This is a genomic window from Pinisolibacter sp. DMC19, assembly GCF_056313985.1.
Genome location: NZ_JBQUZF010000007.1, coordinates 1 through 23,821 on the forward strand (window position 1 = coordinate 1; position 23,821 = coordinate 23,821).

Consider the following 23,821-nt stretch of genomic DNA (forward strand, 5'->3'; position numbering starts at 1 on the left):
ACCCACGTCAAAACAAGATCTCGCAAAACAGAGCCGTGGAAGACGACCACGTCGATAGGCCGGGTGTGTAAGCACAGTAATGTGTTCAGCTTACCGGTACTAATAGCTCGATCGGCTTGATCGCTCTCATTATTCAATGCTCATCCCAAGCGGATGGTATGCACCGAAACCTCATACATCACGGATGTTCTTCGCCGGCCTGGTGGTTCTTGCGAGGGGCCCCAACCCGTTCCCATTCCGAACACGGCCGTGAAAACCCTCAGCGCCAATGGTACTTCGTCTCAAGACGCGGGAGAGTAGGTCGCTGCCAGGCCTGCCAAGAACATCCCATTCTCGACCTTCTCTCACGACTTCGCCTCGGCGACACATCGCGAAACACGTCGAAACGACGATCCGCCCCGAAGGCTCACGCCCGAGGGGCGTTCGGTCTTCATGGGCCCTCGTGTCCTTCGACCGATACCGCTTCCGCCGCCTCGCCACCGGGACGAGGACAACGGCAACACCCTTCGGACGCATCGCAACCGCGAAACCGTCCACCGCCTCACGCGGGGTGGAGCAGCCCGGTAGCTCGTCAGGCTCATAACCTGAAGGTCGTCAGTTCAAATCTGGCCCCCGCAACCACCGAGACAAGCCCCTCCGCCTCAGGCGTCGAGGGGCTTGTTTCGTTTGGACTATTCCCCGCGACATCGATCTTCACCCAGCCCGACGCGAGAACCAGTTGGAGGATGTCCCCCTCGTAGGTGACGAGCTCGGAGCCGTCGGTGTCGCGACCCACCTCGATCCGGTCCACCAGCGACCGGAGGATTCTCGCGAACGGGTGCTCACTCTGTCCGCTCTCGTCGTCAGGTGAAAACCAGGTCCGCACATTGCTCCGGACGAGGTCGAGCAGCTTCCTCGCGGTCTCACGATCATAGCCGGTACGGTCACTGGCGCTGCGTTCGATTGCAGCTATCTCGGCATCGAGCCCCGGTATCAGTACTTCCAGGTTGGAGAGCTTCTGTTTGAGGCTCGGCGACGCGATGCCCTCGGCGATCGCCCCGACGATATTGTCGATCTTCCGCTGGAGGTCCTCGCGCGCCTTCACTTTGGATTGCAACTCCGCCATGATCGGGCCGTTGTCGCGCGCCGCCAACGCCTCCCACCGAGCGATGATGTCTTCTGCCACTTCCTCCCGTCCGAGATTGTGGGCGTAAAGGTCATAGAGGTGGTTCTCGAGCCTGTCGCGGCGCACCTTGATGTTGTTCGAGCAGGTACCCTTCGACCTGTGGTTCGGGCATGCGTAGCGACGCTTGTCGACCATCGCGAACGGCGCGCCACATTCGGCGCAAAAGATGAGGCCGGACAGGAGGTGCCGTTTCCGGTGGACACGGTTCAAGGCGTTTCCATTCGCGTCACGCGTCATCGCGACGGTCACTGAATTCTGCCGCGCCTTGACCCGGTCCCAGAGCGCATCATCGATGATCCGCAGGTGCGGAGCGGTCTGTGATTCCCAAAGTTCCGGAGGGTTCGGCCTCGCGACGCGCTTCCCGGTGCTCGGGTTGCGCACGTAGCTGCAGCGGTTCCAGATCAGTTTCCCGATATAGGCGCTATTGTTGAGAATGCCGGTACCTCGAGTGACTTGCCCCCGGATGGTCGTGTCGCCCCACGGGCGACCTTCGGGTCCCGAAACGCCCTCCTTGTTGAGCAAAACGGCAATCTCGCGCGGCGGCATTCCGTCGGCGTAGAGGCTGAAAATCCGCCGAACTACGTCAGCCTCGCGTTCATTGATGGTGCGCTCGCCTTCGACACCGTCATGGCGTTCGACTTTCGAGTAGCCGAATCCGATGCCTCCCGCCGAAAGGCCCGCGGCGACCTTGCCGCTCATGCCGCGCTTCGTCTTGTTTCCGAGGTCCTGCAGTTGCGCTTGAGCCATCCCTCCGAGGACGCCGATCAACATCGGGTCGAGGTACCCGCGGTCGCAGGTAAAGAGTTTCACGTTGTAGAAGGCGAGGTGGTCGGCCAGCGCTGCGACTTCGGTCAATCGCCGGCTCAGACGGTCGATCGACTCGCAGACCACGACGTCGAAGCGCCCTGCGGCTGCATCTGTCTTCATGCGATTGTACTCGGGGCGCAGACTGTTCGCGCCCGTCATCGCAGGATCCTCGTACGTGGTCGCGACGTCCCATCCTTGTTGTCTGCACGCCTTGAGACAAAGCGCGACTTGATCGTCGATTGATTCGGGTCTCTGTTCATCAGTCGAGTAGCGCGCATAGATTGATGCGACCAGATTTGGCTTGAACATCGGCATGTGAATATCTCCGATTACGAGGGAATACGACTATATGCAGAACGTCGTTTCGCTGCAATATCATTAAAATTTCGATACAAAACATGCAGTTTTGTCTGATTCGTTTCGTATTTACGACGATATAGGCGTATATTCAGCAAATCTAGTGAACTGAATACGTTGATCTTGGCCGTCCTTGTCATTGAAATAATACAGGGGTCGCGGGCGCGCGTGCGCGCTCGCGCCACTGCCTTCAGTTCGTTTCGAGCGCACACGGCGGGTATTCGGCGCTCATGCCGCCAGCCTCGAGCAACGCCTCGATCTCGGCACCGTCGAGTATCCTGTGCTCCAGCAGTTTCTCGGCGAGGGCGAGCACGTCTCGACGGCGGCGCCCGACGATCTCACGCGCACGTTCGAGGGCGCGGCGAAGGTCCCCCTCGACCTCCCGCGCCAAGATGCCATCCTGCGCCAGCAGGGCGGGAATGGCCTCGGGATCGCCTCGGTGAGACAATCGCCCCCGAAGACCCGCTGCCGCTCGTGCCCCAACGGCAATGGCCGTCGCCCGCTCGAGGTCGCCGGTCGCGCCGATGTTGGCTCCCAGACCGAGAAGCTCGTCGGCGGCCCGACCTCCCATCGCCGCGACCATGGCGCCGTCGACATCGTCCACGAGGGCATGAAGTCGCGAAGGCGAAATGGTCGTCTCGCCGCTGGCACCGGGTGATGCGCGGATGCTCAGACGCGAGACGCGGATTCCGAGATCGGCGGCTACGACGGCATGCCCGGCCTCGTGAAGTGCAACCGTCTGGCGCTCCTCATCCGATCGCCGGTCCTCGGGAGCGACCTCGGGGAGGATGTCTCGGAACGCCAGCCCGCGAGACGCGTCGGCGGCGCGGCGGCGTGCGGCTTCGACCCAGGTACGAGCCGTTGCGCCCGTCGCACCGGCACCGAGTTTCGCCAAGGCGGCGATTTCCGAGGACGAGAGCTCATCGCCGATCAGCGACACGAGGATCTCGCGCAGAGCCGCTTCATCGGGGGCCGTGATGTCGATGTGCTGGTCGAAGCGCCCCGGACGTACGAGGGCCTCGTCGAGGCGATCGCCGTGGTTCGTGGCCGCGACGATCAATATGCCCGGACGCACGCGACGGATCCGGTCGATCTGGGTGAGCAGGTGTGTCACCACGGGCGTCCACCAATCCCGGCCGCGTTGCGACAGGCGTTTGCGGTCGGGTACCGCGTCGAGCTCGTCTATGAACAGCACGCCGACCGGCAGTTCCAAGGCGTGCGCGACCATGTCGTCGATCGCCCGCACGACGTCACCGAGGGCGCCGTCGCCATTGGACAGCCACCGCCCAACCGACGTTTCGACGAATGGAACGCGCGAGCTCTTGGCGATGGATCTCACGATCATCGTCTTGCCGACACCCGGCGGGCCGACCAGGAGAGCCGACGCGATTGGGAGGGGTCGCGTGCCGGTTCGGGCTCGGTCGAGCGTCACAACAGTCGCACGCGCCCAATCGCCGACTGCGCCGAGACCGGCGATCTCGTTCAGCATCGGAACGTCCCGCAGGTCCGGCGAACCGGTCCTGCGGAGATGGGCTCGCCTTATCCGGTGGAGGATGGCGCTTTGCGATCCGCCGGCTCTCACCGCAGCGACGAGGTCGTCGAGGCCCAGACCGACGAGATCGGCGTCGCGCAGGCCCGTCAGATGCTGCCCGGTCGTCCGTCTGACGGCGCGGCGCAGATCTTTGGCGGTCACGCGATCGATCGTGACCTCGATGTCGGCCGCCGCTCGGATTCCCGCATCGACGTGGGCATCGACGTCCGCAGCCGCGACCGCCACCTTTTCACCGCGAGCCAGACGCGCACTCACCTCCGGCAGGCGGGGATCGGAGGTCTGATGCCGCTTGGCAGGTCGAGCCGCGCAGATCGAGTCGAACGGGCCGAACTCCCGCTCGATCACTTTCCCAATCGGCTCGAACCACGACTCCGTCGGAACTCCGACCAGCAAGAGGATGCCACCGTTGCCCGCCAGCATCCGTCGTTGATCGGCCGACAGTACGTGCCGCAATGCCGTCGATGCGAGGGCGCTCGACAAGGTCTCGGGAGTCTCGGCAGTGCCATCGATGCTCTCGTCTTGCCAGCGGAAATCGAGATCAGACATGACGCAGCCCTCCCTCGGTGACGCAGTCGAGGACGGAAGAAAGTGCATTCTCCGGCCCGCGCGGTCGTACGGGCGTTCCGGGCTCGAGACCGCTCAGATCGCCGTCTGACCTGCGCCACTGACGTTCGGTACCCGCCAGGGTGCCGAGGCAGAACTTCGTCGCTGCGGGCCAAGACGGGAAAGCGATCGGCCGGAGCACCGCACCGCTCGGGCTGACGGCACCGCCGTAGACGGCCTCGAGACGGCGCATGTGCGTCACCGCCGCAACGTCCGCGGCCTCTTCCCTGCTGATTTGAGACCCGGGCTGGAGGTGAGGCCGGTCCGCCTGGTCGATCACGACCGTCGCATCGACGCCTCGGCGTCGAAGTATTGCGGTCGCCGACATCTCGAGATCGCGACCATCGATCCCGGGTACAAAGCCACGCGGGCCGGCCATGATCGCGCGCGGTGCCGAATGAAGCGGCAGGACACCGGCCCGCACCAGCGCGATCGCCAACCGCCCGATGGAGGCCCGGAGGTCCCCATATCGCTCCAGGCCGATCGTGCTGCCGTGCGGCTCTTCCTTCTGGACTCGAACGCTTCCGAGCCGGGCGATCTGATAGAGGATTCGCTCAGCGGCAAAGGCCTCGGCTGCGGTCAGCGGTTCCACCGCACCGATCACGAAGCCGATGCCGACGCACCCATCGGTCCGCGGATAGAGATGGCAACGGGCGCGGGTCAACGCGTCGCCCCCCGAACCACCGATGTAGTGCCGCACCTGCCCGTCGACGTCTCGATAGACGTGGATGTAGACCCCGGGCGACCGTTCGACGTCACGCGTGCGCAGCGTATCGAACGAAATTTGCGGGATCCAAGTAAACCGAAGCTTCTCGTCGGTCCACTGGCGGATCTTGGCCAGATTCTTTGCACTGTTCAGAATTTTCGACATCGTTTCACACTCCGGCTCCATGGGAGGCCGGTCCTACTGATCGGGTTTTTGCTCGGAGAGGCACTCAGAGGTGCGGCATCGTCGCGTGCGGACGCAGATCGGGCGGTCGAGCGTCGAGCACGAGGACGCGTCTCGGCGATCGGTCGGCGCTGCGGCGTCGATCGAGGGTGAAACCGGGGATGTCGGGCGGATAGGGATTGCGGGCGCAAGCGCGCCGCCGGATATTGGCGTGAGCCATTGGTTCCTCCTGGGTATACAGGTGGGCTGATGGTCAGGCTGCCGGACGGCGTTGGCGCGCCTCCGGCGGCCGCTCTTGGCGGAGCGACCTGCCCGAGATCGAATGCATCGATCTGATTTCAGTATAGTAAGCTTTCGATCCGCGTAAAGGTCGTTTACGCGAATCATAAACTTCTGCTGATTCCTGGTTAATTGAAAATTAATGAATCTATATTTTATGGCCCGAAGGCGTCTCTTTCTTTTCCGCAACAGACCTGGCGAGTTCTGCGGTCCGGAGGCTTAAGGAGCGAGGCTTTGTGGAGAAATTTTTCCGGTTCTCAGTGTGCGGATCGCGACAATTTTGTGCGCGCCTCGTCTCACGAGCGAGGCTCACGCAGCGATTTCGCCCGGTCAACGCATGTTGCGTCTCTCCAATTTCCTCATTTCAGGTACACTTCTCCCCTCCCGACGACCTGATGATCTCGCCATGGTCGCAGCGGTGGCGGCCGTTTTGAGGACCAGAACGCGCTTCGGGTTGATCGCGAAGGCTACGAGTTGGATGTGGGTGTGATAGCGCCTCAGCCCGAACTATCGGACCCGGACCAACCCGTAGTGGCGCTTCATCGTAGCGAAGCTGTGCTCGACAGCGCTCGGAGGTGGCAATTCGCCTCGACCAGCGAGTGATCGGTCTTTCGATCGACGAACTGGTGCGAGTTGAAAGCCGGTGTTCTCGACTTTCTGTCGGAATACCGCCAGATCTGGGACGGGCAGTCCGGCCGGCTCGGATCTTTGGCACCAGCGGTCGAACCGGGGCGCGCGACGACGGTCCGATCCACCGCGGGCGTCGTCATCGATCGATGATCTTGCCGAGAATGTCTAGAATCTCGTTTCTTGTTTCGTCGCGCGTGCCCTTCGACCAGACCAAGGCGAGCGGGAGCCCTTCCAGAGGGCGGCCATCGGCATCGCAGAGCGGAAGGAAATCGACGTCCGGAATTGCGAGCCTCGCGGTGCGATTGGGCACGACTGCAAGCCCCAGATCGGCGCGAACCAGATTGATGATCGTCTGCTTCTCGTCGGCGATCTCGCCGATGCGCGGGGTCAAACCCGCGTCGTGGAAGAGCCTCATCGTCAGATCGTAGCTGTGAGGTCGCGCCTTGCGGTCCGGAACGATGAGCGGCAGATCCGCGATGTCGGCAAGCGTGAGGAAGGGTGCGTCCGCCAAGGGGTGAGACGACCGCAAGGCGACGATCGGCGCCTCTTCCAACAGATGGATGAACTCCAGTCGGTCGTCGGGGCGCTCCGGCGGCCGAACGAAGGCCATGTCGAGCGATCCCGTCAGGACTCTCGGCAGCAGCTTGTTCGATTTGTCCTCATGGACCTGCACGCTCAGCTCCGGATGGATCAGTTTGAGATTGTGAAGCAGCTGGGGGATGAGCCCCGACGCGGCGCTGTCGATGGTGCCGATCTTCACCCTCCTGTCCGGCTTCATGCGGCCGCGCCGACGGAACGTGTCTTCGATCCCCTCGATCCGCAGCAGAACGGCACGTGCCTCGCGAACCAGTTCGTTGCCTTCACTGGTCAAAGCAACCGAGCGGGTCGTGCGCACGAAGAGCGGCGCGCCCAGCTCGTCCTCGAGCAGCTTGATCCAGCGGCCGAGAGCCGAAGGCAGCATCTCGAGTTTCATGGCGGCATGTCCGAAGTGGAGCTCGTCGGCGACGGCGAGGAAGCACCGCAAGTGCGTGAGTTCCATGTCTTCCTCCCGAGGCCGGTCGGCGGGTCGGAGCGGCACCGCCGAACATGTCCGGACAGCCGACGCGCCTTGCCGGCGACGAGGCCTCGTCGCCGGCCCGATGTCGGAGCGGACGGATGTCGCGCCTTCCCTCAGTCGTTGGCGCCGTCGATGGCGTCGATCATCGCCGCGGTGACGTCGGCGGTCCGCGCGGAACCGCCGAGATCCGGCGTGTGGAAGCGGGGATCGGCGGTCACCCGTTCGATCGCCGTCATCAGACGCTTCGCCGCGCCGGCCTCGCCGAGGTGCTCGAGCATCATCACCGCCGACCAGAAGGTGCCGATCGGATTGGCGATGCCCTTGCCCATGATGTCGAAGGCCGAGCCGTGGATCGGCTCGAACATGGAGGGGAAGGTGCGTTCCGGGTTGAGGTTGGCGGTCGGCGCGATGCCGAGCGAGCCGGCGAGCGCCGCTGCGAGATCCGACAGGATGTCGGCGTGGAGATTGGTGGCGACGATCGTGTCGATGCTCTCGGGCTTGATCACCATCCGCATGGTCATGGCGTCGACCAGCATCTTGTCCCAGGTCACGTCCGGGAACTCGGCGGCGACCTGGACAGCGATCTCGTCCCACATCACCATCGCGTGGCGCTGGGCGTTGGACTTGGTGACGACGGTCAGGAGCTTGCGCGGGCGGGAGCGGGCGAGCGCGAAGGCGAAGCGCATGATGCGTTGCACGCCGGCCCGGGTGAGGATCGAGACGTCGGTCGCCGCCTCGATCGGCAGGCCTTGATGGACGCGCCCGCCGACGCCGGCATATTCGCCTTCCGAGTTCTCGCGGACGATCACCCAGTCGAGCTCCTTGTCCTCGACCTTGCGCAGCGGTGAGGTGATGCCCTTGAGGACGCGGGTCGGGCGGACGTTGGCGTACTGGTCGAAGGGCTGGCAGATGGCGAGCCTGAGACCCCAGAGCGTCACGTGGTCGGGGATGTCGGGATGACCAGCCGAGCCGAACAGGATGGCGTCGTGATTGCGGATCTGCTCGCGACCGTCCTCCGGCATCATGCGGCCGTGCTTCAGGTAGTAGTCGCCGCCCCAGTCGAAGTGATCGAAACGGAAGGCGAAGCTCCGTTCGCGGCGGGCCAGCGCCTCGAGGACTTCGACGCCGGCGGACACGACTTCGGTGCCGATGCCGTCGCCCGGAATGGCGGCGATCTTGTAGGTCTTCATGGGTCTTTCTCCGAACGGAAGAGGGTCAGGTGCGGTTCGCTTCGGCGACGGCCGCAGCCGTGCGGTTGGCCGAGCGAGCCAGAACGAGCGTGAGGACGGCAGAGACGACGAGGAGGCCGGCGACGAACCACAGGCCGCCGAGGAAGCTGCCGCTGCGATCCTTGATCCAGCCGATCATCGCCGGGCCGACGAAGCCGCCGAGATTGCCGATCGAGTTGATCGTGGCGATGCCGGTCGCCGCGGCCGAACCCGAGAGGAACAGCGTCGGCATGCTCCACAGCGGCGGCTTGGCGCAGCTGATGCCGATGTTGACCAGCACCAGAGCGGTCACCGCACCGACGACGGTCGAGGAGACGCCGGCCACGACGAGGCCGACGGCGGCGGCGATGCAGGCGATCACCACGTGCCAGGTCCGTTCGTTGCGGCGGTCGGAATGCCAGGACCACAGGTACATGGCGACGACGGCGACGGTCGGCGGAATGGCGTTGAGCAAGCCGACCTCGAGATTGCCGAGACCGAAGCCCTTGATGATCTGGGGCGCCCAGATGCCGAGCGTGTAGAGGCCGGCCGACGTGCCGAAATAGACCAGCGCGAGCGCGAGGACGCGGATGTCGAGAAGGCCGCGCAGGACGCCGACGTGGGCGACCGAAGCCTTGGCGGCGGTCTCGGCGTTCATGGTCTCGACCAGCCAGGCGCGCTCGTCGTCGGCGAGCCACTTCGCCTGTTCCGGGCGGTCGGTCATGTAGAAGAACACGACGAAACCGAGCACGATCGCCGGAGCCGCCTCGACGAGGAACAGCCACTGCCAACCCTTGAAGCCGGCGACGCCGTTCATCTCGAGCAACAGCGACGAGATCGGAGAGCCGATCACCACCGACAGCGGCGCCGCCGCCATGAACAGCGACGTGATCGCCGCGCGACGCCGCGCCGGGAACCAGTAGCTGAGATAGAGGATGATGCCGGGGAAGAAGCCGGCCTCCGACGCGCCCAACAGGAAGCGCAGCACGTTGAAGGAGGTCGCGTCCCAGACGAAGGCCATCGCGCCCGAGCACAGACCCCAGGTGACCATCACCCGCGCGATCCAGATCCGGGCACCGACCTTGTCGAGAACGATGTTCGAGGGGACTTCGAACAGAAAGTAACCCCAGAAGAAAATTCCTGCACCGAAGCCGAAGACCGCCGGTGAAAAGCCGAGGTCCTTGTTCATCGTCAACGAGGCGAACCCGATGTTCACCCGGTCGATGTAGGCCACGAAGTAGAGGAGCATGATGAACGGCACGATCCTCAGCGCGACTCTGCGCATGGTTCTGCTTTCAATGTCGCTCGACATCGTAGCGCCTCCGGTTCCCTGATTTCTTCATTGTTTCCTTCCTGGTGGAAGGATTGGCGACATCTTGGGCATGGGGCGTGTCGGCGAACAATCGACGATGGATTTTATAAATTTCGTATATAATGTGCCGTGCAGTCAGGCCGTTCGAGGAGAGGCGAGGGTGGAACTGAACCAGTTGCGTTGCTTCGTCGCCGTGGCGGAAGAACTGCATTTCGGGCGTGCGGCACGTCGGCTCGAGCTGCACCCCGCGGCTTTGGGAAGGCACGTGCGCTTGCTCGAGGACGACCTCGGCATTCAGCTTTTCCTGCGCACGACGCGTAACGTCGTGCTGACGGCGGAAGGAGCGTCGTTGCTCGACGAGGCACGCGACCTTCTCGATCGCGCGGCGAAGATCGCCCGACGTTTCCGCGACGGTGCCCGTCAGAAGGCCAGGACGCTGCGTATCGGCGCGATCGACACGGCGGCGGCCGGACTGGTGCCTCGTCTGCTCGGTCTCTTCCGCGAGACGATGCCGGGCGTCACCGTGCAACTAGTCGAGGACAAGACCATTCGGCTGTTGCCGCGGCTCCTGTCGGGGCGTCTCGATCTCGCGTTCGTCCGGCCGCCGGAGCACAAGGGCAGGGAACTCGAGTTTGAAGCCCTCTTCCGCGAGACTGCCGTCGTCGCCGTCACGAGCGGGCACCGTCTGGCGCGGCGCAAGAAGATCTCGGTCGTCGAGTTGGCGGACGAGCCGCTCATCGTTCCGGACCGCCGCTCGCGGCCCCACAGCCACGATCTGACGATGCGCCTCTTCGAACGAGCGGGCCTACGCCCCGCGATCGCCCAGATCGCCGACGAGAAGCAGACCATCGTGCGTCTCGTCGCGGCCGGTTTCGGCGTCGCGATCGTGCCGCGATGGGCCTCGAAGGTGGCGACGGAGGGCGTTCGATGGGTCCCTCTCGACGTTCCCCGAGGCGAGAGCGATCTGCTGCTCCCCTTGGCGGCCGCGTGGATGCGGGGTGCCCGCGATCCGGTTCGCGACACGCTGCTGGACTTGTTGCGATCCAACATCGCCGCCCTTTCCGCCGACGCCTGATCGAAGCCGAAGCCCGAGCCGATCGGCGCGGTGCTTCGACTTCGCGAGCCGCGCGGGCGTCATTCGGCGGCGAGTACCGTGTCGACGTCCTCGTCTTCGACGACGGTGTTGGCGAGCCGTCCGATCTTCTCGATCTTCACTTCGATGCGATCGCCGTCCTTCATGAACAGCGGCGGATTGCGCTTCTTGCCGACGCCGCCGGGCGAGCCGGTGATGATGACGTCGCCGGGCTCGAGCGGCGAGAAGGTCGAGATGTAGGCGATCAGATCCGGGATGCGGTGGATCATGTTGCCGGTCGAATCGTCCTGCACCTTGCGGCCGTTGAGCCAGGTCTCGATTTTCAGCGCATGCGGGTCGGGAATCTCGTCGGCGGTGACGAGCCAAGGACCGAAGGCGCCGGTGCTGCGCCAGTTTTTCCCGGCCGTGAACCACGAGTGCTGCCAGTCACGCACCGAGCCGTCCATGTAGCAGCTGTAGCCGGCGACATGGTCGTAGGCACTTTCCGCCGGAATGCGGAACCCTTCGCGGCCGATGATCACCGCGAGTTCGCCTTCGTAGTCGAATTCTCGGGTCACGCAGGGCTTGACGACCGGCCCGCCGTGACCGGTCTGCGAATGGGGGAAGCGGACGAAGAGCGTCGGCGCTGGATTGGTCTCGGCGAATTCGGCGCGCTTCTCCGCGTAGTTCATGCCGACGCAGAAGATCTTGCCCGGCCGGTCGATCGTCGGAAGAAACGCGATCTCGTCGAGGCCGAAGTCTACCTGGGCGCGGCGGAATGCGGCGGCGCGGGAGAGGCCGCCCTTCGCCAGCAACGTCTTGATGTCGGGAAACGTCGCCCCGAGCCGTCGACCGAGGTCGACGATGCCGAGGTCGGTGACCAGGCCATAGGAGTGTCTGGAATCGATATCGAAGTTCGCGAGTTTCATCTTGTTCCTCATGCGTCGGCGAATGCGCGGATCGGGACGCGATGCGTCGCCGTACGAGGCGCGTGACGTCCGAGGATCGGCGCACGGCGAGCACCGTCCTTCGAGCGTGTCGGCTCGTCGGTTGCATCGGCCTCGGGGGTGGCGAGAGCGCGTGATCGGGTATGTCGCAGTGGCGGCGCGTTCGGTTGCGCCGATCCTTCGAAGAGCTTGTTCCGTCGATTTCGCGCGACGGAAGGCGAGCGGGAAGCGGGCTTCCCGCTCGCTGCGGCGTCACTTGATGAAGCGGACTTCCGACTTGATCTTGTCGGCGATCGCCGCGCGGCGTTCGTGGAAGACGGCCTTGTTCTTCTCGAACAGGTTGTTGCCCTTGGTGTCGATCGAGATGATCAACGGCCCAAAGTCCTTGACGCGGTTGACCCACAGCGTCTCGGGCATGCCGAGATCCTGCCATTCGGCGCGCTCGATTTCTTCGACGCGCGTCGCCGCGAGAACCGCACATCCGCCGGGGAACACGGCATGAACTGCCTTGTGGGTCCGGCAGCCCTCGACCGTCTCCGGACCCATGCCGCCTTTGCCGACGATCAACTTGACGCCGGTCTCCTCGATGAACTGCTTCTCGAACTTCTCCATGCGCATCGACGTCGTCGGGCCGATCGACACCATTTCGAACTTCTCGTCGTCGAGTTTGCGCACGATCGGCCCGGCGTGGAAGATCGCGAGCCCTTCGAGTGCGACCGGAAGCTCGCGCCCGAGCTCGATGAGGCGGCGGTGAGCGACGTCGCGGCAGGTGACGAGGTGTCCGGTGAGGTAGACGACGTCGCCCACTTCGAGGTCTTCGAGATCTTCGTCCCGGATCGGCGTCTGGAGGACCTTTTTCACAGCACGACTCCTTCATGCGAAAGAATTTCATAGGAGAGATCGGGGGCAAAGCGGATCTGGCCGCGGCGATGCGCCCAGCATCCGGTCGATACGGCGACGCCGATCGTCGAAGGATGTCGGGCCGATTGTTCGACGTTGACGCCCATGACGCTGGCGCTGCCCGTCAAACCCTGGGGCCCGATACCGACGTCGTTGAGCCCCGCTTCGAGCAGCCGTTCGAGTTGTGCGGCACGATCATTGGCGTTCGACGAGTCGACCGGACGCATCAGCGCTTTCTTGGAGAGACGCGCGGCGGTCTCCACTGCGGTCGAAACCCCGACGCCGACGAGGAGCGGCGGGCAGGCATTGACGCCGCGGTTGGTGATGACGTCGAACACGAAGTCGACGACGCCCTCGTAACCTTCGCCCGGCATGAGGACCTTGCCGGCGCCGGGCAGCGTGCAGCCGCCGCCGGCCATGTAGACGTCGATCGTCAGGCGATCGTCGTCGGGCACGATGTCCCAGTCGAGCCAGGGAATGCGGTAGCCGGTATTGTTGCCGGTGTTCTTCTCGTCGAAGGTCTGGACCGAGTTGTGCCGGAGCGGCGCTTTCCTCGTGGCTTCGAGGGTGGCGTCGCGCAGGCAGGATTCGAGTTCGCCGATAAAGGGGAACGCGGCTCCGACGGTGATGAAGTACTGGATCACGCCGGTGTCCTGGCAGCAGGGGCGATCGAGCGTGTCGGCCGCTTCCTGGTTTTCGGCCATCGAATTGTAGATGGCGGTGGCGAGAGGCATGGTCTCGGCCTCCCGCAGTTCGGCGAGTTTCGCCTTGACGTCGGTCGGCAGGCGTTTGCCGATGTAGGCGGTGAACTTCGCCATGACGTCGGTCAGCGTGGCGACCGCTTCAGTCCGTTCCACGGGTCTTCTCCTTGATTGGGACGATGGATGGCCGAGATCACTCGGCAGGTTCGGCGGCGACGGTCGGAGCCTTTCCGGCCGAACGGGCGAGGACGAGGGTCAGCACGGCCGACAGCACGAGCAGCGCGGCGACGAAGTACAGGCCGCCGAGGTAGCTGCCGCTCCAGTCCTTGACCCAGCCGATCATCGCGGGGCCGGCGAAGCCGCCGAGGTTGCCGAAGGAGTTGATGGCAGCGATGCCGGCCGCGGCGGCGGAGCCCGACAGGAACATCGTGGGCATGCTCCACAGCGGGGGCTTGGCGCAGCTGATGCCGATGTTGACGAGTGTCAACGCCCCGATCACGCCGATCACGCCGTTGGTGACGCCGGCCCAGAACAGCCCGGCCGCCGCGAGCAGACAAGCCAGCACCACGTGCCAGGGGCGTTCTCCGGTGCGGTCGGAATGGCGCGCCCACCAGATCATGGCGACGACCGAGGCCGTCGGCGGGACCATGTTGAGCAGCCCCACCATCATCGACGAGACGCCGAGTTGCTTGATGATGATCGGAGCCCAGATGCCGAGCGTGTAGAGTCCGGCGGACGTCCCGAAGTAGACGAGGCTCAGCGCGATGACCCGGGGATCGGCTAGGCCGCGCAGGATCGAATGGCTGGCGTGACCGGCCTTCTTCGCATGCTCGGCATTCATTTCGGCGACGAGCCAACGCTTCTGGTCTTCAGGCAACCATTTGGCGAGTTCCGGTCGGTCGGTCATGTAGAAGAACACGACGAAGCCCAGCGCCACGGCCGGGACGGCCTCGGTGATGAAGAGCCATTGCCAGCCCGCCATGCCCATGATGCCGTTCATCTCGAGCAGCGCGGCGGCGAGCGGCGATCCCAACGCCGTGGAGATCGGCGCAGCCGCCATGAACAGCGCGGTCACGCCGGCGCGATGGCGGGCTGGGAACCAGTAGCTCAGGTAGAGAATAATGCCGGGAAAGAACCCGGCTTCGGCCACGCCGAGAAGAAAGCGGACCGCATAGAAGCTGTTCGGGCCGACGATGAACGCGTTGGCACCCGAGATGATGCCCCAGGTGATCATCACGCGCGTGATCCACATCCGCGCCCCCACCCTCTCGAGGATCAGATTGGAGGGGATCTCGAACAGAAAATAGCCGAGGAAGAAGATGCCGGCGCCGAAGCCATAGACACTGGCGGAGAAGCCGAGATCCTTGTTCATCGTCAGTGCCGCGAACGAGATGTGAACGCGATTCATGAAGGCGATGAAGTAGAGAAGCATGATGAATGGGACGATGCGCAAGGCGATGCGCGCGATTGTTCGCCTTTCCAATTCTTCCGACATGATTTTTCTCCCTGATCATTCCGAGTGGGACGTAAGTAAATGCCCCAATATTCGGAATAAATATTACAGGGATCGGCGCGGGACTTAACTCTTGCGAGATTATACAAATATTGCGAATAACCTATCGGTTGGGGTCTGAGCGGATGCCGAACCGCGGATCGGATTGTCGGCAAAGATTGTGACGGATACTTCGGTAACGATGAACGAGCCGGCCGGGGCGACCTGAGGAGGGAAGACCCTCTCGAACGCGGGAAGACCACATCCTCCGGCACGCGGCTGGCGTGCCGGAGGTAGATTTTGCAACAATACTCGCAGGAAGGGGAAATCCAGATCGAGCCCGCCAACCTGCCCTGGGGCCGAAGGTCGCAACAGCCGCACACAGCGGCTCTTGCCGATTTCAGTGAAACGTCCGAGGTTGGTAGTAATGAATGCTGCATCGGCCCCGGAACCGAGCGATCGGCAACAGGCTGTTGAGGCCAATTAGACATGCCGATCCGCAACCAGCCCGTCGCCGCGACCAAACGGCTGCGAATTCGACTTCGCGGTATTCCCATAGGAAACAGCAGACCGATACGAGATACTCCAATGGCAATGATGCTCGATGGTCGGGAGGCACCGAACGGTCGCGACGATCGGACGCGATCTCGCGATTGGGACGAAGTCGCCGAATTCTGCAAAGCGGTCTACATGCCGTATCGGGTGCAGCCGCTCGAACGGTTCTGCCATCCCGACGCACTCATGCTGTCGGCCAAAATCGGGCGGGTGACGATGACACGCTTCCGTTACGGCACGGCGATTCATCTCGACCGCTTCGATCCGGCTGCCGGCAACATCCTTGTGCTCAATACGCTATCCGGCGGGCTGCGCCATCGCGGTGACGACGAGCCGGTCGTCACGCGGGCCGGCGAGAGCTTCGTCGTCGACTGCTCGCGCGCCGACTACTGGCTCGACGGCGACGTCGACCATCTGCAGCTCAACCTGACGGTGTCCCATCGTACGATGGAGGACACGGCCGAGCGATGGTTCGGCTTTGTGCCCGACGACCGATTGTGGGGGCGGCGGGTCAAGTTCGGCGGGGCACATTCGCGCTGGCAAGTGCTGCTCGACTATGCCGCTCGAACGGTGTGCGCCGATCTGCCGATGCCGCCCGACGGCGTCTTCGGGCGTCACCTCGAGGAGATGATCTGTCTCGATCTCCTGCGCGAGTGGGCTGACGGCGCCGGTGTCCGCCTTGATCGTGGAGGTGGCGGGGTGGCTCCGCACTATGTGCGCCGAGCGGAGGAGATCCTGCGCCAAGAGGCCCGCGAAGCGCCGACCGTGGCCGATGTCTCTCGTCGCATCGGCATTTCCGCACGCACGCTGTCGGAGGGTTTCCGGCGCTTTCGAGGCGTCTCGCCCAGGGCGTTTCTTGCCGCACGGCGGCTGGAGGGTCTGCATGCCGACCTGTGCAGCGCGCCACCTCACCTGACCGTCGCCGACATCGCGGTCGACTGGGGTTACGTGAACTTCGGCGCGCTGGCGGGCGCCTATCGTCGCCGCTTCGGGGAACTCCCCTCCAAGACCCGCAATCGCGTCCGCGCCGGCAATTGACCCGAGACGGCGCACCGGACGCGTCGTTTTCTTCCGATTCGGGACGGTCCCTGCCGATCCCGAGCGGATCTCACCCGCGTTACGGTCTTCCCTCCCGGGCAAGGAGCTCGGGAGGGAAGACCCATGAACGATCCGGCGGACGTCTGTGATCCGATCCTGTCGCGGTGCGTCTCGGGCGAGCGCCGCGTGCCCGGCGTGGTCGCCTGCGTGACCGATCGCCACGGCGACGTCTATCGCCGCGCCGCCGGCGAGCGTCGTCTCGGCGGTGAGGCGATGAGCGAAGACACCGTCTTCGCGATCTTCTCCACCACCAAGGCGATCACCGGAACCACCGCGCTCCAGTGCGTCGAGGAGGGGCTGCTCGATCTCGACGCCCCGGCCGCGATCCATGCTCCCGCGATCGGCGAGTTGATGGTGATCGAGGGCTTCGACGACGCGGGCCGGCCCAGGCTGCGGCCGCCGCGCTCCGCGATCACCACCCGTCAGCTGATGCTGCACACCGCCGGCTTCGGTTACGACGTCTTCAACGAGAACTATGCTCGTCTGGCGAGGGACCACGGCCAGCCGTCGGTGATCACCGGGCGACGCGCCGCTCTCGCGACGCCGCTGGTCTTCGATCCCGGCGAGCGATGGGAATATGGCTCCAACATCGACTGGGTCGGCCAGGTGGTGGAGGGCGTCCGCGGGCGACGGCTCGGCGAGGTGATGGCCGAGCGCATCTTCGAACCGCTCGGCATGCACGACACCGCCTTCACCCGGACGGAGTCGATGCGCGCGCGAACCGCCACCATCCACGCCCGCGGCCTCGGCGGTTCGCTGCTCCCGCTCGACGAGCTCGCGCTGCCGGACGATCCGGAGATCGACATGGGCGGGCACGCGCTCTACGGCACGGTGCCGGACTACATGAAGTTCATCCGCATGTGGCTCGACGACGGCGCGGGTCCGGCGGGTCGAGTGCTGCGGCCCGACACGGTCGCCTGGGCGGTCAAGGGTGGCCTCGGCGGATCGCAGATGGTGACCATGCTGCGCGGCGTCGACCGAACGATGTCCAACGACGCCGAGTTCTTCCCCGGCATCGCCAAGGACTGGTCACACACCTTCATGGTCAACACCGAGCCGGCGCCGACCGGTCGACCGGCGGGAAGCCTCGGCTGGGCGGGACTGGCGAACTGCTTCTTCTGGATCGATCGCCGCAACGGCATCGGCGGCTATTGGGCGACCCAGATCCTGCCCTTCGGCGATCCGGTGTCCTTCCCCGCCTTCCTCGAGTTCGAAGCGGCGATCTACCGCGCGTTGGCCGGCTGAGGGCGACGCGCCAACGTGCGGGGGCGCGATCGCCCTCGCCTCCCGGCGTCGCGTCCACCCGACGACGACGACTTCACCCCCTTCCGACGGAGCGGCCATAACATGCGGCAAGTCCCATTCCTCCGGTTATATGCCCGCCTTTCGGCGACCGCGGCGTGGGCGGCGGCGGTCCCGGCGCGAAAATCCGCCGCCGATCGGCCCGCCGCCGTGCGGCCTGGCCGCTGCAACGCCGCCGTCTCGATGACTTCGGCTATAGCGCCGCCCTTCGCCCTCGCCCCTACTCGCATAAAATTCTTTTATTTCAATAAATTAATGTCGTGGCACGCTTCTTGATTAAAGAGGTCGCGGCTCGACGCTGCCATGTTCCCAGGAAGAGGAGATGCGTAAAATGCCAGGGTTCATCAGGGGTTCCGTCAAGAGAAGGCTGGCCTGTGCGGCGGTCACGCTCGCCGTCATGGCGGCGATGCCCTCGCTAGGCTGGAGCGACGTCGGCAATCCCAAAGCCAAGCCGGGCATGGCGCCCACGGTGGAATTCAAAGAATACGTCACCGAAGTCGACGTGCCGATCAAAATGCGCGACGGCACGATCATCATGGCCGACGTCTATCGGCCGAAGGGCGAAGGCAAGTTCCCGGTCATTCTGGACGGTACGCCCTACGGCAAGACCAATGCGATGATGTTGGCCGCCGGTACATTCGTGCCGCACGCCACCTCGCGCGGCTATGCACTGGTCGTTTACGACGTGCGCGGGCAGAACAAGTCGGAAGGTTCGATCGACTTGCACGTCAACCTGAAGAACGACGGCTACGACGTCGTCGAGTGGGTCGCGCAGCAGCCCTGGAGCAACGGTCGCGTTGGCGTCGACGGCGGGTCATACGACGGTCAGGTCGGCCTCAACACGATCCTCGCCCATCCGCCGCATCTGCAGACCGGCATCGTCACGGTGACGGCCTCCGATCTCTATCGCCAGTGGTATTATCGCCAGGGCGCTTTCGAGTTCGGCTTCCTGTCCGGGTGGACCGGCCTCAACTTCTCGCGCCGGCTCGCGCCGCGGCTCATCCCCGACGAGAAGGCTCGCCAGGAGTATCTCGACAACCTCACGCTCTATCCGGCCGACATGGCCTCCTACGTGAACGTGCTGCCGCTTGCGGACTTCGAGCCGGCCAAGATGGGCGACAAGGGCCAGTACAACTATCTCAAGGACTGGATGCAGCACAACGTCGACAGCGAATACTGGTGGAAGCGCAATCCCAAGACCTACTTCCACGACGTCACCGTTCCGGTCATGCACCTTGGCGGTATGTACGACGTGTTCGAAGCCGGCACCGTCGAGGCCTGGACGTTGCTCCAGCGCGAAGCGGCGACCCCGCTCGCCCGCGACAACCAGACTCTATTCCTCGGCCCCTGGGACCATGCCGAAATGCCTTGGGCGAACTCGCACTTCGACAAGGTCGGTTCGATGAGCCTCGGCGACGACCTCAAGAACTATGACCATGCCAACATGCGGCTGGCCTATTTCGACTACTGGCTGCGCGACATCCAGCGCCCGGGCTTCGACCCGAATGCGCGTGTCAATCTGTGGACGTTCAACGCGGACAAGGGCAAGAGCTGGTCGACCAAGGCGACGTATCCGCTGCCCGAGACGGTCTACACCAAGTACTACCTGACCCCGGAGAAGAGCGGCTCCAGCAAGGCGCTCTACGACGGCAGCCTGAGCACCAAGGCGCCGACCAAGGAGGCCGCGCCGGTCACCTACAAGTACGACCCGATGAAGCCGGTTCCCACCCGCGGCGGCAACAACCTGTTCGCCTTCGCGGTCGATCCGGAGGGGACACCCTCCGCCGGCACCACGGGCTCCATGTCGGCCGACGCCGACCTGATCAAGGCGGTGCTGCAGCGCGACGAGAAGCTGCCGACCACCGGCCACGGCCCGGAGGACCAGCTGCCGGCCGAATTGCACACGATCACCTTCTCCACCCCGGTGCTCGATCAGGACACCGAGGTGACCGGCAACATCCGTGCGACGCTCTTCGCGGCGACGGACCAGGTCGACACCGACTGGGTGGTGCGCGTGAGCGACGTCACGCCGGACGGCAAGTCGATCATCGTCGGCGACGGCATCGTGCGCGGTCGTTTCCGCGAATCCGGAACGACCCCGACCCTGCTCGAACCCGGCAAGGTCTACGCCTACGACATCGACCTCTGGCACAACAGCTGGATCTTCAAGCCCGGCCATCGCATCCGCGTGGCGGTCACCAGTTCCAACTGGCCGCGCTACAGCCGCAACATGAACGTCGCCGAATTCCCCGAACTCGCGACGGAATGGAAGGTCGCAAATCAGAAGATCTACATGGACCCGGACCATCCGTCCCATGTGATCCTGCCGATCATTCCGAAGAAGAAGTAATTCGCCAACTCGACAGACCCATTGAGCCACCGGCGCCCCTCACGGGGCGCCGGACGGAGAAAACTTGCCATGAAGACCGCCAAGACCTACCTCGCCGCCTGCGCACTCGTCCTCGGCTTTGCCGCCGGATCGGCCGCTGCCGCCGACTTCCCCAAGCTCGAAGGACCAATCCTGCTGACCTCGGCCGGGCAATCGCCCGACTGCAACACCGTCAAGGTGCTCGCGCAAAAGGCCAAGATCGAGAACGTCACCTTCAAGCCGATGGCGACCGACGCCGATCTCGGCGACGCCAAGACGCTGCTGATCACCGTCGGCGTCAGCCACAAGGGCTTCGGCGTGGCCGGTGTCAACCTCGATACCGAGAGCGCACGCTCCAAGGCGCTGATCGGCGCCGCCAAGGCCAAGAAGATTCCTGTCGTGATGATCCACATCGGCGGCATCGAAGGTCGCGAGGCGATGTCGCAGCAGATGCTCGACGTGGTCGCTCCGGCCGGCGACGCCTTCGTCGTCTACACGCAGGGCAACGGCGACGGCTATTTCACCAAAGTCGCCGGCGAGAAGCCGCTGATCCTCGCCGACAAGCCCATGGAATTGATCAAGATATTCGCTGAACACGCCAAGTGATCCACGAATCCGTCGGCGGCGAGCCCCCCTGCCGACGGAGCACCCCACTCCGCCGGCAAACAGCCCCTCGTTGCCGGCGGAGTGTCTCTCGCGTCGGCGACGCGCCCGATCCGCAATCAACTTCCATGAGGTTTCCATGTTCGCTCACTCCCACGGTGACGCCATGTACTGGACGGCCGGGTTCGCTCTGCTCGTCATGGCGCTCACCTTCGCGGTCATGATGGTCTTGGCGAGAAAATACAATCAGAAGATACCGCTCGCGATCACGCTGTTTGTGGCAGTCGGTGCCAGTGCCGTGGCGACGGGATTCAATCCGCTCCGCCACCTGTTCGAGGGGCCGACCTGGTACATCTACATAAATCTCGTGATTTTCTGCGGTATGATCTTCCTGACGACGATGAAGGCCGCCGGAAATCTCGACTGTATAGCCTATGACATCCTGGCGAACTTCCGCACCAAACCGGCTGTCGTCCTCGTCCTGGTGATGGTGCTGCTGTTCTTCCCCGGCATGGTCACCGGCGTCGGCACCGCGGCGATTCTGTCGACCGGTATGGTCGCGGTCGTGATCCTGCGGGTGTGCGGCATTCCCAACGTGAAAATCGCGGCGATCCTGGCCGTGGTGACGACGATCGGTTCGGCGGCACCTCCGGTCAACCTTCCGGCGATCATCATCGCGAGCGGCATCAACATGCCCTACGAGGGATTCGACCGTATTCTCTGGGCGCTGACCCTTCCCACCGGTTTGTTCGCCATGTTCTGGCTGGGATGGCGCGACTATCGCGTCCCCTCCCTCGAGGCAATCGAGGAAGCGCTGCCCAAGCCCGAGCGCAAGAACGCGATCATGCCCTACGTGCCGCTGCTCGTGGTGATCACCATCATGGTGTGCATCCGCGCCTTCCCCGGCCAGTTCCCGGACATCGTCACGCCGATGGTGTTCATGGTCGGATCGATCGTCACGCTGTTCACCGGCCGTCGCTTCGACTACGTCGCGGCCTGTCGCGAGGCGATCGGCGGCGGTGTGCTGTCCACCGTTGCCCTGATCTTCGTGATCGGCGCCGTGGTGCAGGTGACGACGCTGACCGGTGCCAAGGGGCTGCTGGTGCTCGCGGCCATGGTGATCGGCGCGACCGCACCGGCGCTGATGTACCTCGCCATGGCGATCTCGTTGCCGCTGCTCGGCGGCGTGCTGACCCAGCTCGGCACCGCGGTCATCCTCGGTATTCCCTTCGAACTGGCGATGATCTCGAAGAACCAGGTCGCCTTCGTGGCCGGCCTCTCGATGCTCTGCTATTTCGCCCAGCTCGTGCCGCCTTCGGCGCTCGGCGGATACTTCGCTCGCGATCTCGCCGGCGAGAAGGATTACATGCCGATGCTGAAGAAATGCATCGTGCCGAGCCTCTTCACGATCATCTATGCGGTCATAGAACTCGTCTTCGCCAACCAGTTCGCCGCTGTCTTCGTTCCGTTCTGAGCTCGCGAGGAGTTTAAAATGCCTCAATACATGATCACCATGGGACTTTACACGGCCCTGACAGCCTTCATCCTCTATCTGGTATTCACCATCGTGCTGCGATCGAAGAATATTTGGGAACAAATCATGTCGATCATCGTCATCGTTCCCTTCGCCATGCGTCTGTTCTTCATCAAGTGAGGCCGCGATCATGACCAACGGAAGCAAGACCGGCTGGGCGGTGATCGGCGCGTCTGCCGCCATCAGTCTCGCCCTGACCGTGAATTACGCCCAGATGTGGCGCGACGACATCATCGTGCCCGGCCCGGGCGTCACGCAGGTCAAGTGGCTCAGCGACTACAACCCGAGCCTAAAGGGAACCCTCGGCGACACCCGCGTCTACGTTCTCGAGGGCAAGGAGCCGGGCGGCACCTTCCTGGTGCTCGGCGGCACCCACTGCGACGAGACCGCGGGCTTTGCGGCGGCCCTGGTCGTCGTCGAACATGCCACGGTGCAGAAGGGGCGGGTGATCGTCATACCGCAGACCAACAACACCGGGTGGACCAACAACTATCCGCAGGAGGCTCACCCGCAGTTCATCACCATCCCGCAGAAGGCGAACGGCGAAGGCCGGGTCTTCCGCTTCGGTTCGCGCACCGGCAACTCCGGTGAGCTATGGCCGGATCCGGAGGTCTTCATCCAGTACCCGCACAAGCAGAAGTACTCCGGCGAGGAGATCCGCAATCCGAACCGCGCCTATCCCGGCCGGCCGGACGGTACATTCCAGGAAAACGTCGCCTACGGCATCCAGCAGCTCCACCGGGCCGAACACGTCGACATGCAGATCGACCTGCACGAGGGGCAGCCGGAATATCCCTTCGTCAACGCGGTCAGCTCGCACAAGCGCGCCGCCGACGTGGGCAGCGGGGCCGTGCTCGAGATGCAGATGGCAGATATCAACATCGGCATGGAGACCTCGCCGGATTCGTTCCGCGGTCTGTCGAACCTCGAGATGGGCGACATGTTCCCCAATCTCTACGCCTTCACCTCGGAGACGATGAACCCCGCCCAGGGCAAGATCCGCGGCATCACCGATGAGTATCTGACCGTGGACGGCGTCGACGCCTTCTACGACAAGGCCGCCAAGCTCGGATACCTCTTCGCGCCATGGCCCGAGGGCGGCAGTCCGCTGAAACTGCGGGTCGGTCGCAACATCCAACTCCTGCAAGCACTGACGACGTCGCTCTCCGAGAGCAAGGGCATCGCGATCGGCTGGGGCGACATCCCGACCTATCGCGATCTGATGACCAACGACGTCGGTCACTATCTGGCCTCGGTGCCCGAGGGGACCGAACGACCCGGTATCCGCGCTCTGCCGGGCTTCTGGCGGTATCTCTCTCAGAGTTGGTACCGCTGACCGGCCTGGCGGACGGGGGCGTTCTACACTCCTTCCGCATGGACCGCACGGGTC

Annotated in this window: 18 protein-coding genes, 1 tRNA gene and 2 rRNA genes; 11 read left to right on the plus strand and 10 right to left on the minus strand. The window is 64.1% G+C overall.

The features are described 5' to 3' along the window. From ACT53U_RS16095 to ACT53U_RS16105, 3 genes are all read left to right on the plus strand, one after another. A 23S ribosomal RNA gene (locus ACT53U_RS16095) occupies nt 1–124 on the plus strand; the annotation flags it as partial. Nucleotides 125–198: 74 nt separating this feature from the next. After that, nucleotides 199–313 (plus strand): 5S ribosomal RNA (gene rrf / locus ACT53U_RS16100). 231 nt (nt 314–544) lie between these two features. Continuing rightward, nucleotides 545–621 (plus strand) — tRNA-Met (locus ACT53U_RS16105). On the opposite strand, the gene ACT53U_RS16110 is transcribed toward ACT53U_RS16105, so the two are convergent. From ACT53U_RS16110 to ACT53U_RS16135, 6 genes are all read right to left on the minus strand, one after another. Continuing rightward, on the minus strand, nt 578–2,287 hold the full coding sequence (locus tag ACT53U_RS16110; protein WP_476157018.1) for a recombinase family protein: 1,710 nt from the start codon (nt 2,285–2,287) through the stop codon (nt 578–580). The genes ACT53U_RS16105 and ACT53U_RS16110 overlap by 44 nt on opposite strands. A 232-nt stretch (nt 2,288–2,519) precedes the next feature. After that, entirely contained in the window at nt 2,520–4,427 is a 1,908-nt protein-coding gene (locus tag ACT53U_RS16115; RefSeq protein WP_476156796.1) for an AAA family ATPase, read from the minus strand. Further along, nucleotides 4,420–5,355 (minus strand): hypothetical protein, encoded by a 936-nt coding sequence (locus ACT53U_RS16120; RefSeq protein WP_476156798.1) that lies wholly within the window; start codon nt 5,353–5,355, stop codon nt 4,420–4,422. The genes ACT53U_RS16115 and ACT53U_RS16120 overlap by 8 nt, the downstream gene beginning before the upstream one ends. 1,063 nt (nt 5,356–6,418) lie before the next feature. Further along, nucleotides 6,419–7,321 carry a LysR family transcriptional regulator gene (locus tag ACT53U_RS16125; RefSeq protein WP_476156799.1) on the minus strand — a complete coding sequence of 301 codons (903 nt, stop codon included), beginning with the start codon at nt 7,319–7,321 and terminating at the stop codon, nt 6,419–6,421. Nucleotides 7,322–7,452: 131 nt separating this feature from the next. Further along, entirely contained in the window at nt 7,453–8,529 is a 1,077-nt protein-coding gene (locus ACT53U_RS16130; protein WP_476156801.1) for a tartrate dehydrogenase, read from the minus strand. Between the two features lie 25 nt (nt 8,530–8,554). Next, complete coding sequence (locus ACT53U_RS16135) at nt 8,555–9,859, minus strand: MFS transporter (RefSeq protein WP_476156803.1); 1,305 nt, start codon at nt 9,857–9,859, stop codon at nt 8,555–8,557. Between the two features lie 160 nt (nt 9,860–10,019). On the opposite strand from ACT53U_RS16135, the gene ACT53U_RS16140 reads away from it, so the two are divergent. Then, complete coding sequence (locus tag ACT53U_RS16140; protein WP_476156805.1) at nt 10,020–10,934, plus strand: LysR family transcriptional regulator; 915 nt, start codon at nt 10,020–10,022, stop codon at nt 10,932–10,934. A gap of 59 nt (nt 10,935–10,993) precedes the next feature. Here the strand turns inward: ACT53U_RS16140 and ACT53U_RS16145 are convergent, their stop codons facing one another. The 4 genes from ACT53U_RS16145 to ACT53U_RS16160 all read right to left on the minus strand — a co-directional run bounded on the left by ACT53U_RS16145 (nt 10,994) and on the right by ACT53U_RS16160 (nt 14,974). Next, on the minus strand, nt 10,994–11,860 hold the full coding sequence (locus ACT53U_RS16145; protein WP_476156807.1) for a fumarylacetoacetate hydrolase family protein: 867 nt from the start codon (nt 11,858–11,860) through the stop codon (nt 10,994–10,996). A 270-nt stretch (nt 11,861–12,130) separates the two neighbouring features. Next, nucleotides 12,131–12,739, minus strand: coding sequence for a L(+)-tartrate dehydratase subunit beta (gene ttdB, locus ACT53U_RS16150; RefSeq protein WP_476134147.1), 609 nt, complete (start codon nt 12,737–12,739; stop codon nt 12,131–12,133). Beyond that, nucleotides 12,736–13,596 carry a L(+)-tartrate dehydratase subunit alpha gene (gene ttdA, locus ACT53U_RS16155; protein ID WP_476156809.1) on the minus strand — a complete coding sequence of 287 codons (861 nt, stop codon included), beginning with the start codon at nt 13,594–13,596 and terminating at the stop codon, nt 12,736–12,738. Before ttdA ends, ttdB begins: the two co-directional genes overlap by 4 nt. Before the next feature lie 76 nt (nt 13,597–13,672). Next, nucleotides 13,673–14,974, minus strand: a complete 1,302-nt coding sequence (locus tag ACT53U_RS16160; RefSeq protein WP_476156810.1) for an MFS transporter — start codon at nt 14,972–14,974, stop codon at nt 13,673–13,675. A gap of 585 nt (nt 14,975–15,559) precedes the next feature. On the opposite strand from ACT53U_RS16160, the gene ACT53U_RS16165 reads away from it, so the two are divergent. The 7 genes from ACT53U_RS16165 (at nt 15,560) to ACT53U_RS16195 (ending at nt 23,767) form a co-directional block, all read left to right on the plus strand. Beyond that, entirely contained in the window at nt 15,560–16,564 is a 1,005-nt protein-coding gene (locus tag ACT53U_RS16165; protein WP_476156811.1) for an AraC family transcriptional regulator, read from the plus strand. 123 nt (nt 16,565–16,687) lie between these two features. Continuing rightward, a complete protein-coding gene (gene acmB / locus ACT53U_RS16170; RefSeq protein ID WP_476156812.1) occupies nt 16,688–17,869 on the plus strand; it encodes a methyl acetate hydrolase AcmB in 1,182 nt (393 codons plus the stop codon). A gap of 388 nt (nt 17,870–18,257) precedes the next feature. Beyond that, the gene (locus ACT53U_RS16175; RefSeq protein WP_476156813.1) at nt 18,258–20,276 is read left to right on the plus strand and encodes a CocE/NonD family hydrolase; all 2,019 of its coding nucleotides are present in this window, start codon (nt 18,258–18,260) and stop codon (nt 20,274–20,276) included. A gap of 69 nt (nt 20,277–20,345) precedes the next feature. Next, nucleotides 20,346–20,900: a DUF6305 family protein gene (locus ACT53U_RS16180; RefSeq protein ID WP_476156814.1), complete on the plus strand. Its 555-nt coding sequence runs from the start codon at nt 20,346–20,348 to the stop codon at nt 20,898–20,900. 136 nt (nt 20,901–21,036) lie between these two features. Beyond that, nucleotides 21,037–22,371 (plus strand): TRAP transporter large permease subunit, encoded by a 1,335-nt coding sequence (locus tag ACT53U_RS16185; protein WP_476156816.1) that lies wholly within the window; start codon nt 21,037–21,039, stop codon nt 22,369–22,371. Between the two features lie 18 nt (nt 22,372–22,389). Next, nucleotides 22,390–22,551 (plus strand): hypothetical protein, encoded by a 162-nt coding sequence (locus ACT53U_RS16190; protein ID WP_476156818.1) that lies wholly within the window; start codon nt 22,390–22,392, stop codon nt 22,549–22,551. Nucleotides 22,552–22,561: 10 nt separating this feature from the next. After that, nucleotides 22,562–23,767 carry a hypothetical protein gene (locus ACT53U_RS16195; RefSeq protein WP_476156820.1) on the plus strand — a complete coding sequence of 402 codons (1,206 nt, stop codon included), beginning with the start codon at nt 22,562–22,564 and terminating at the stop codon, nt 23,765–23,767. Nucleotides 23,768–23,821: the final 54 nt, after the last annotated feature.

Bases quoted from the DNA above. Each gene is read 5' to 3' on its own strand.
- ACT53U_RS16175 (WP_476156813.1), top strand. From the start codon at position 18,258: ATGCCAGGGTTCATCAGGGGTTCCGTCAAGAGAAGGCTGGCCTGTGCG.
- ttdA (WP_476156809.1), bottom strand. From the start codon at position 13,596: ATGGCGAAGTTCACCGCCTACATCGGCAAACGCCTGCCGACCGACGTC.
- ACT53U_RS16195 (WP_476156820.1), top strand. From the start codon at position 22,562: ATGACCAACGGAAGCAAGACCGGCTGGGCGGTGATCGGCGCGTCTGCC.
- ACT53U_RS16115 (WP_476156796.1), bottom strand. From the start codon at position 4,427: ATGTCTGATCTCGATTTCCGCTGGCAAGACGAGAGCATCGATGGCACT.
- ACT53U_RS16165 (WP_476156811.1), top strand. From the start codon at position 15,560: ATGGCAATGATGCTCGATGGTCGGGAGGCACCGAACGGTCGCGACGAT.
- ACT53U_RS16180 (WP_476156814.1), top strand. From the start codon at position 20,346: ATGAAGACCGCCAAGACCTACCTCGCCGCCTGCGCACTCGTCCTCGGC.
- ACT53U_RS16190 (WP_476156818.1), top strand. From the start codon at position 22,390: ATGCCTCAATACATGATCACCATGGGACTTTACACGGCCCTGACAGCC.
- ACT53U_RS16125 (WP_476156799.1), bottom strand. From the start codon at position 7,321: ATGGAACTCACGCACTTGCGGTGCTTCCTCGCCGTCGCCGACGAGCTC.
- ACT53U_RS16120 (WP_476156798.1), bottom strand. From the start codon at position 5,355: ATGTCGAAAATTCTGAACAGTGCAAAGAATCTGGCCAAGATCCGCCAG.
- acmB (WP_476156812.1), top strand. From the start codon at position 16,688: ATGAACGATCCGGCGGACGTCTGTGATCCGATCCTGTCGCGGTGCGTC.
- ACT53U_RS16135 (WP_476156803.1), bottom strand. From the start codon at position 9,859: ATGTCGAGCGACATTGAAAGCAGAACCATGCGCAGAGTCGCGCTGAGG.
- ACT53U_RS16110 (WP_476157018.1), bottom strand. From the start codon at position 2,287: ATGCCGATGTTCAAGCCAAATCTGGTCGCATCAATCTATGCGCGCTAC.
- ACT53U_RS16145 (WP_476156807.1), bottom strand. From the start codon at position 11,860: ATGAAACTCGCGAACTTCGATATCGATTCCAGACACTCCTATGGCCTG.
- ACT53U_RS16160 (WP_476156810.1), bottom strand. From the start codon at position 14,974: ATGTCGGAAGAATTGGAAAGGCGAACAATCGCGCGCATCGCCTTGCGC.
- ACT53U_RS16130 (WP_476156801.1), bottom strand. From the start codon at position 8,529: ATGAAGACCTACAAGATCGCCGCCATTCCGGGCGACGGCATCGGCACC.
- ACT53U_RS16185 (WP_476156816.1), top strand. From the start codon at position 21,037: ATGTTCGCTCACTCCCACGGTGACGCCATGTACTGGACGGCCGGGTTC.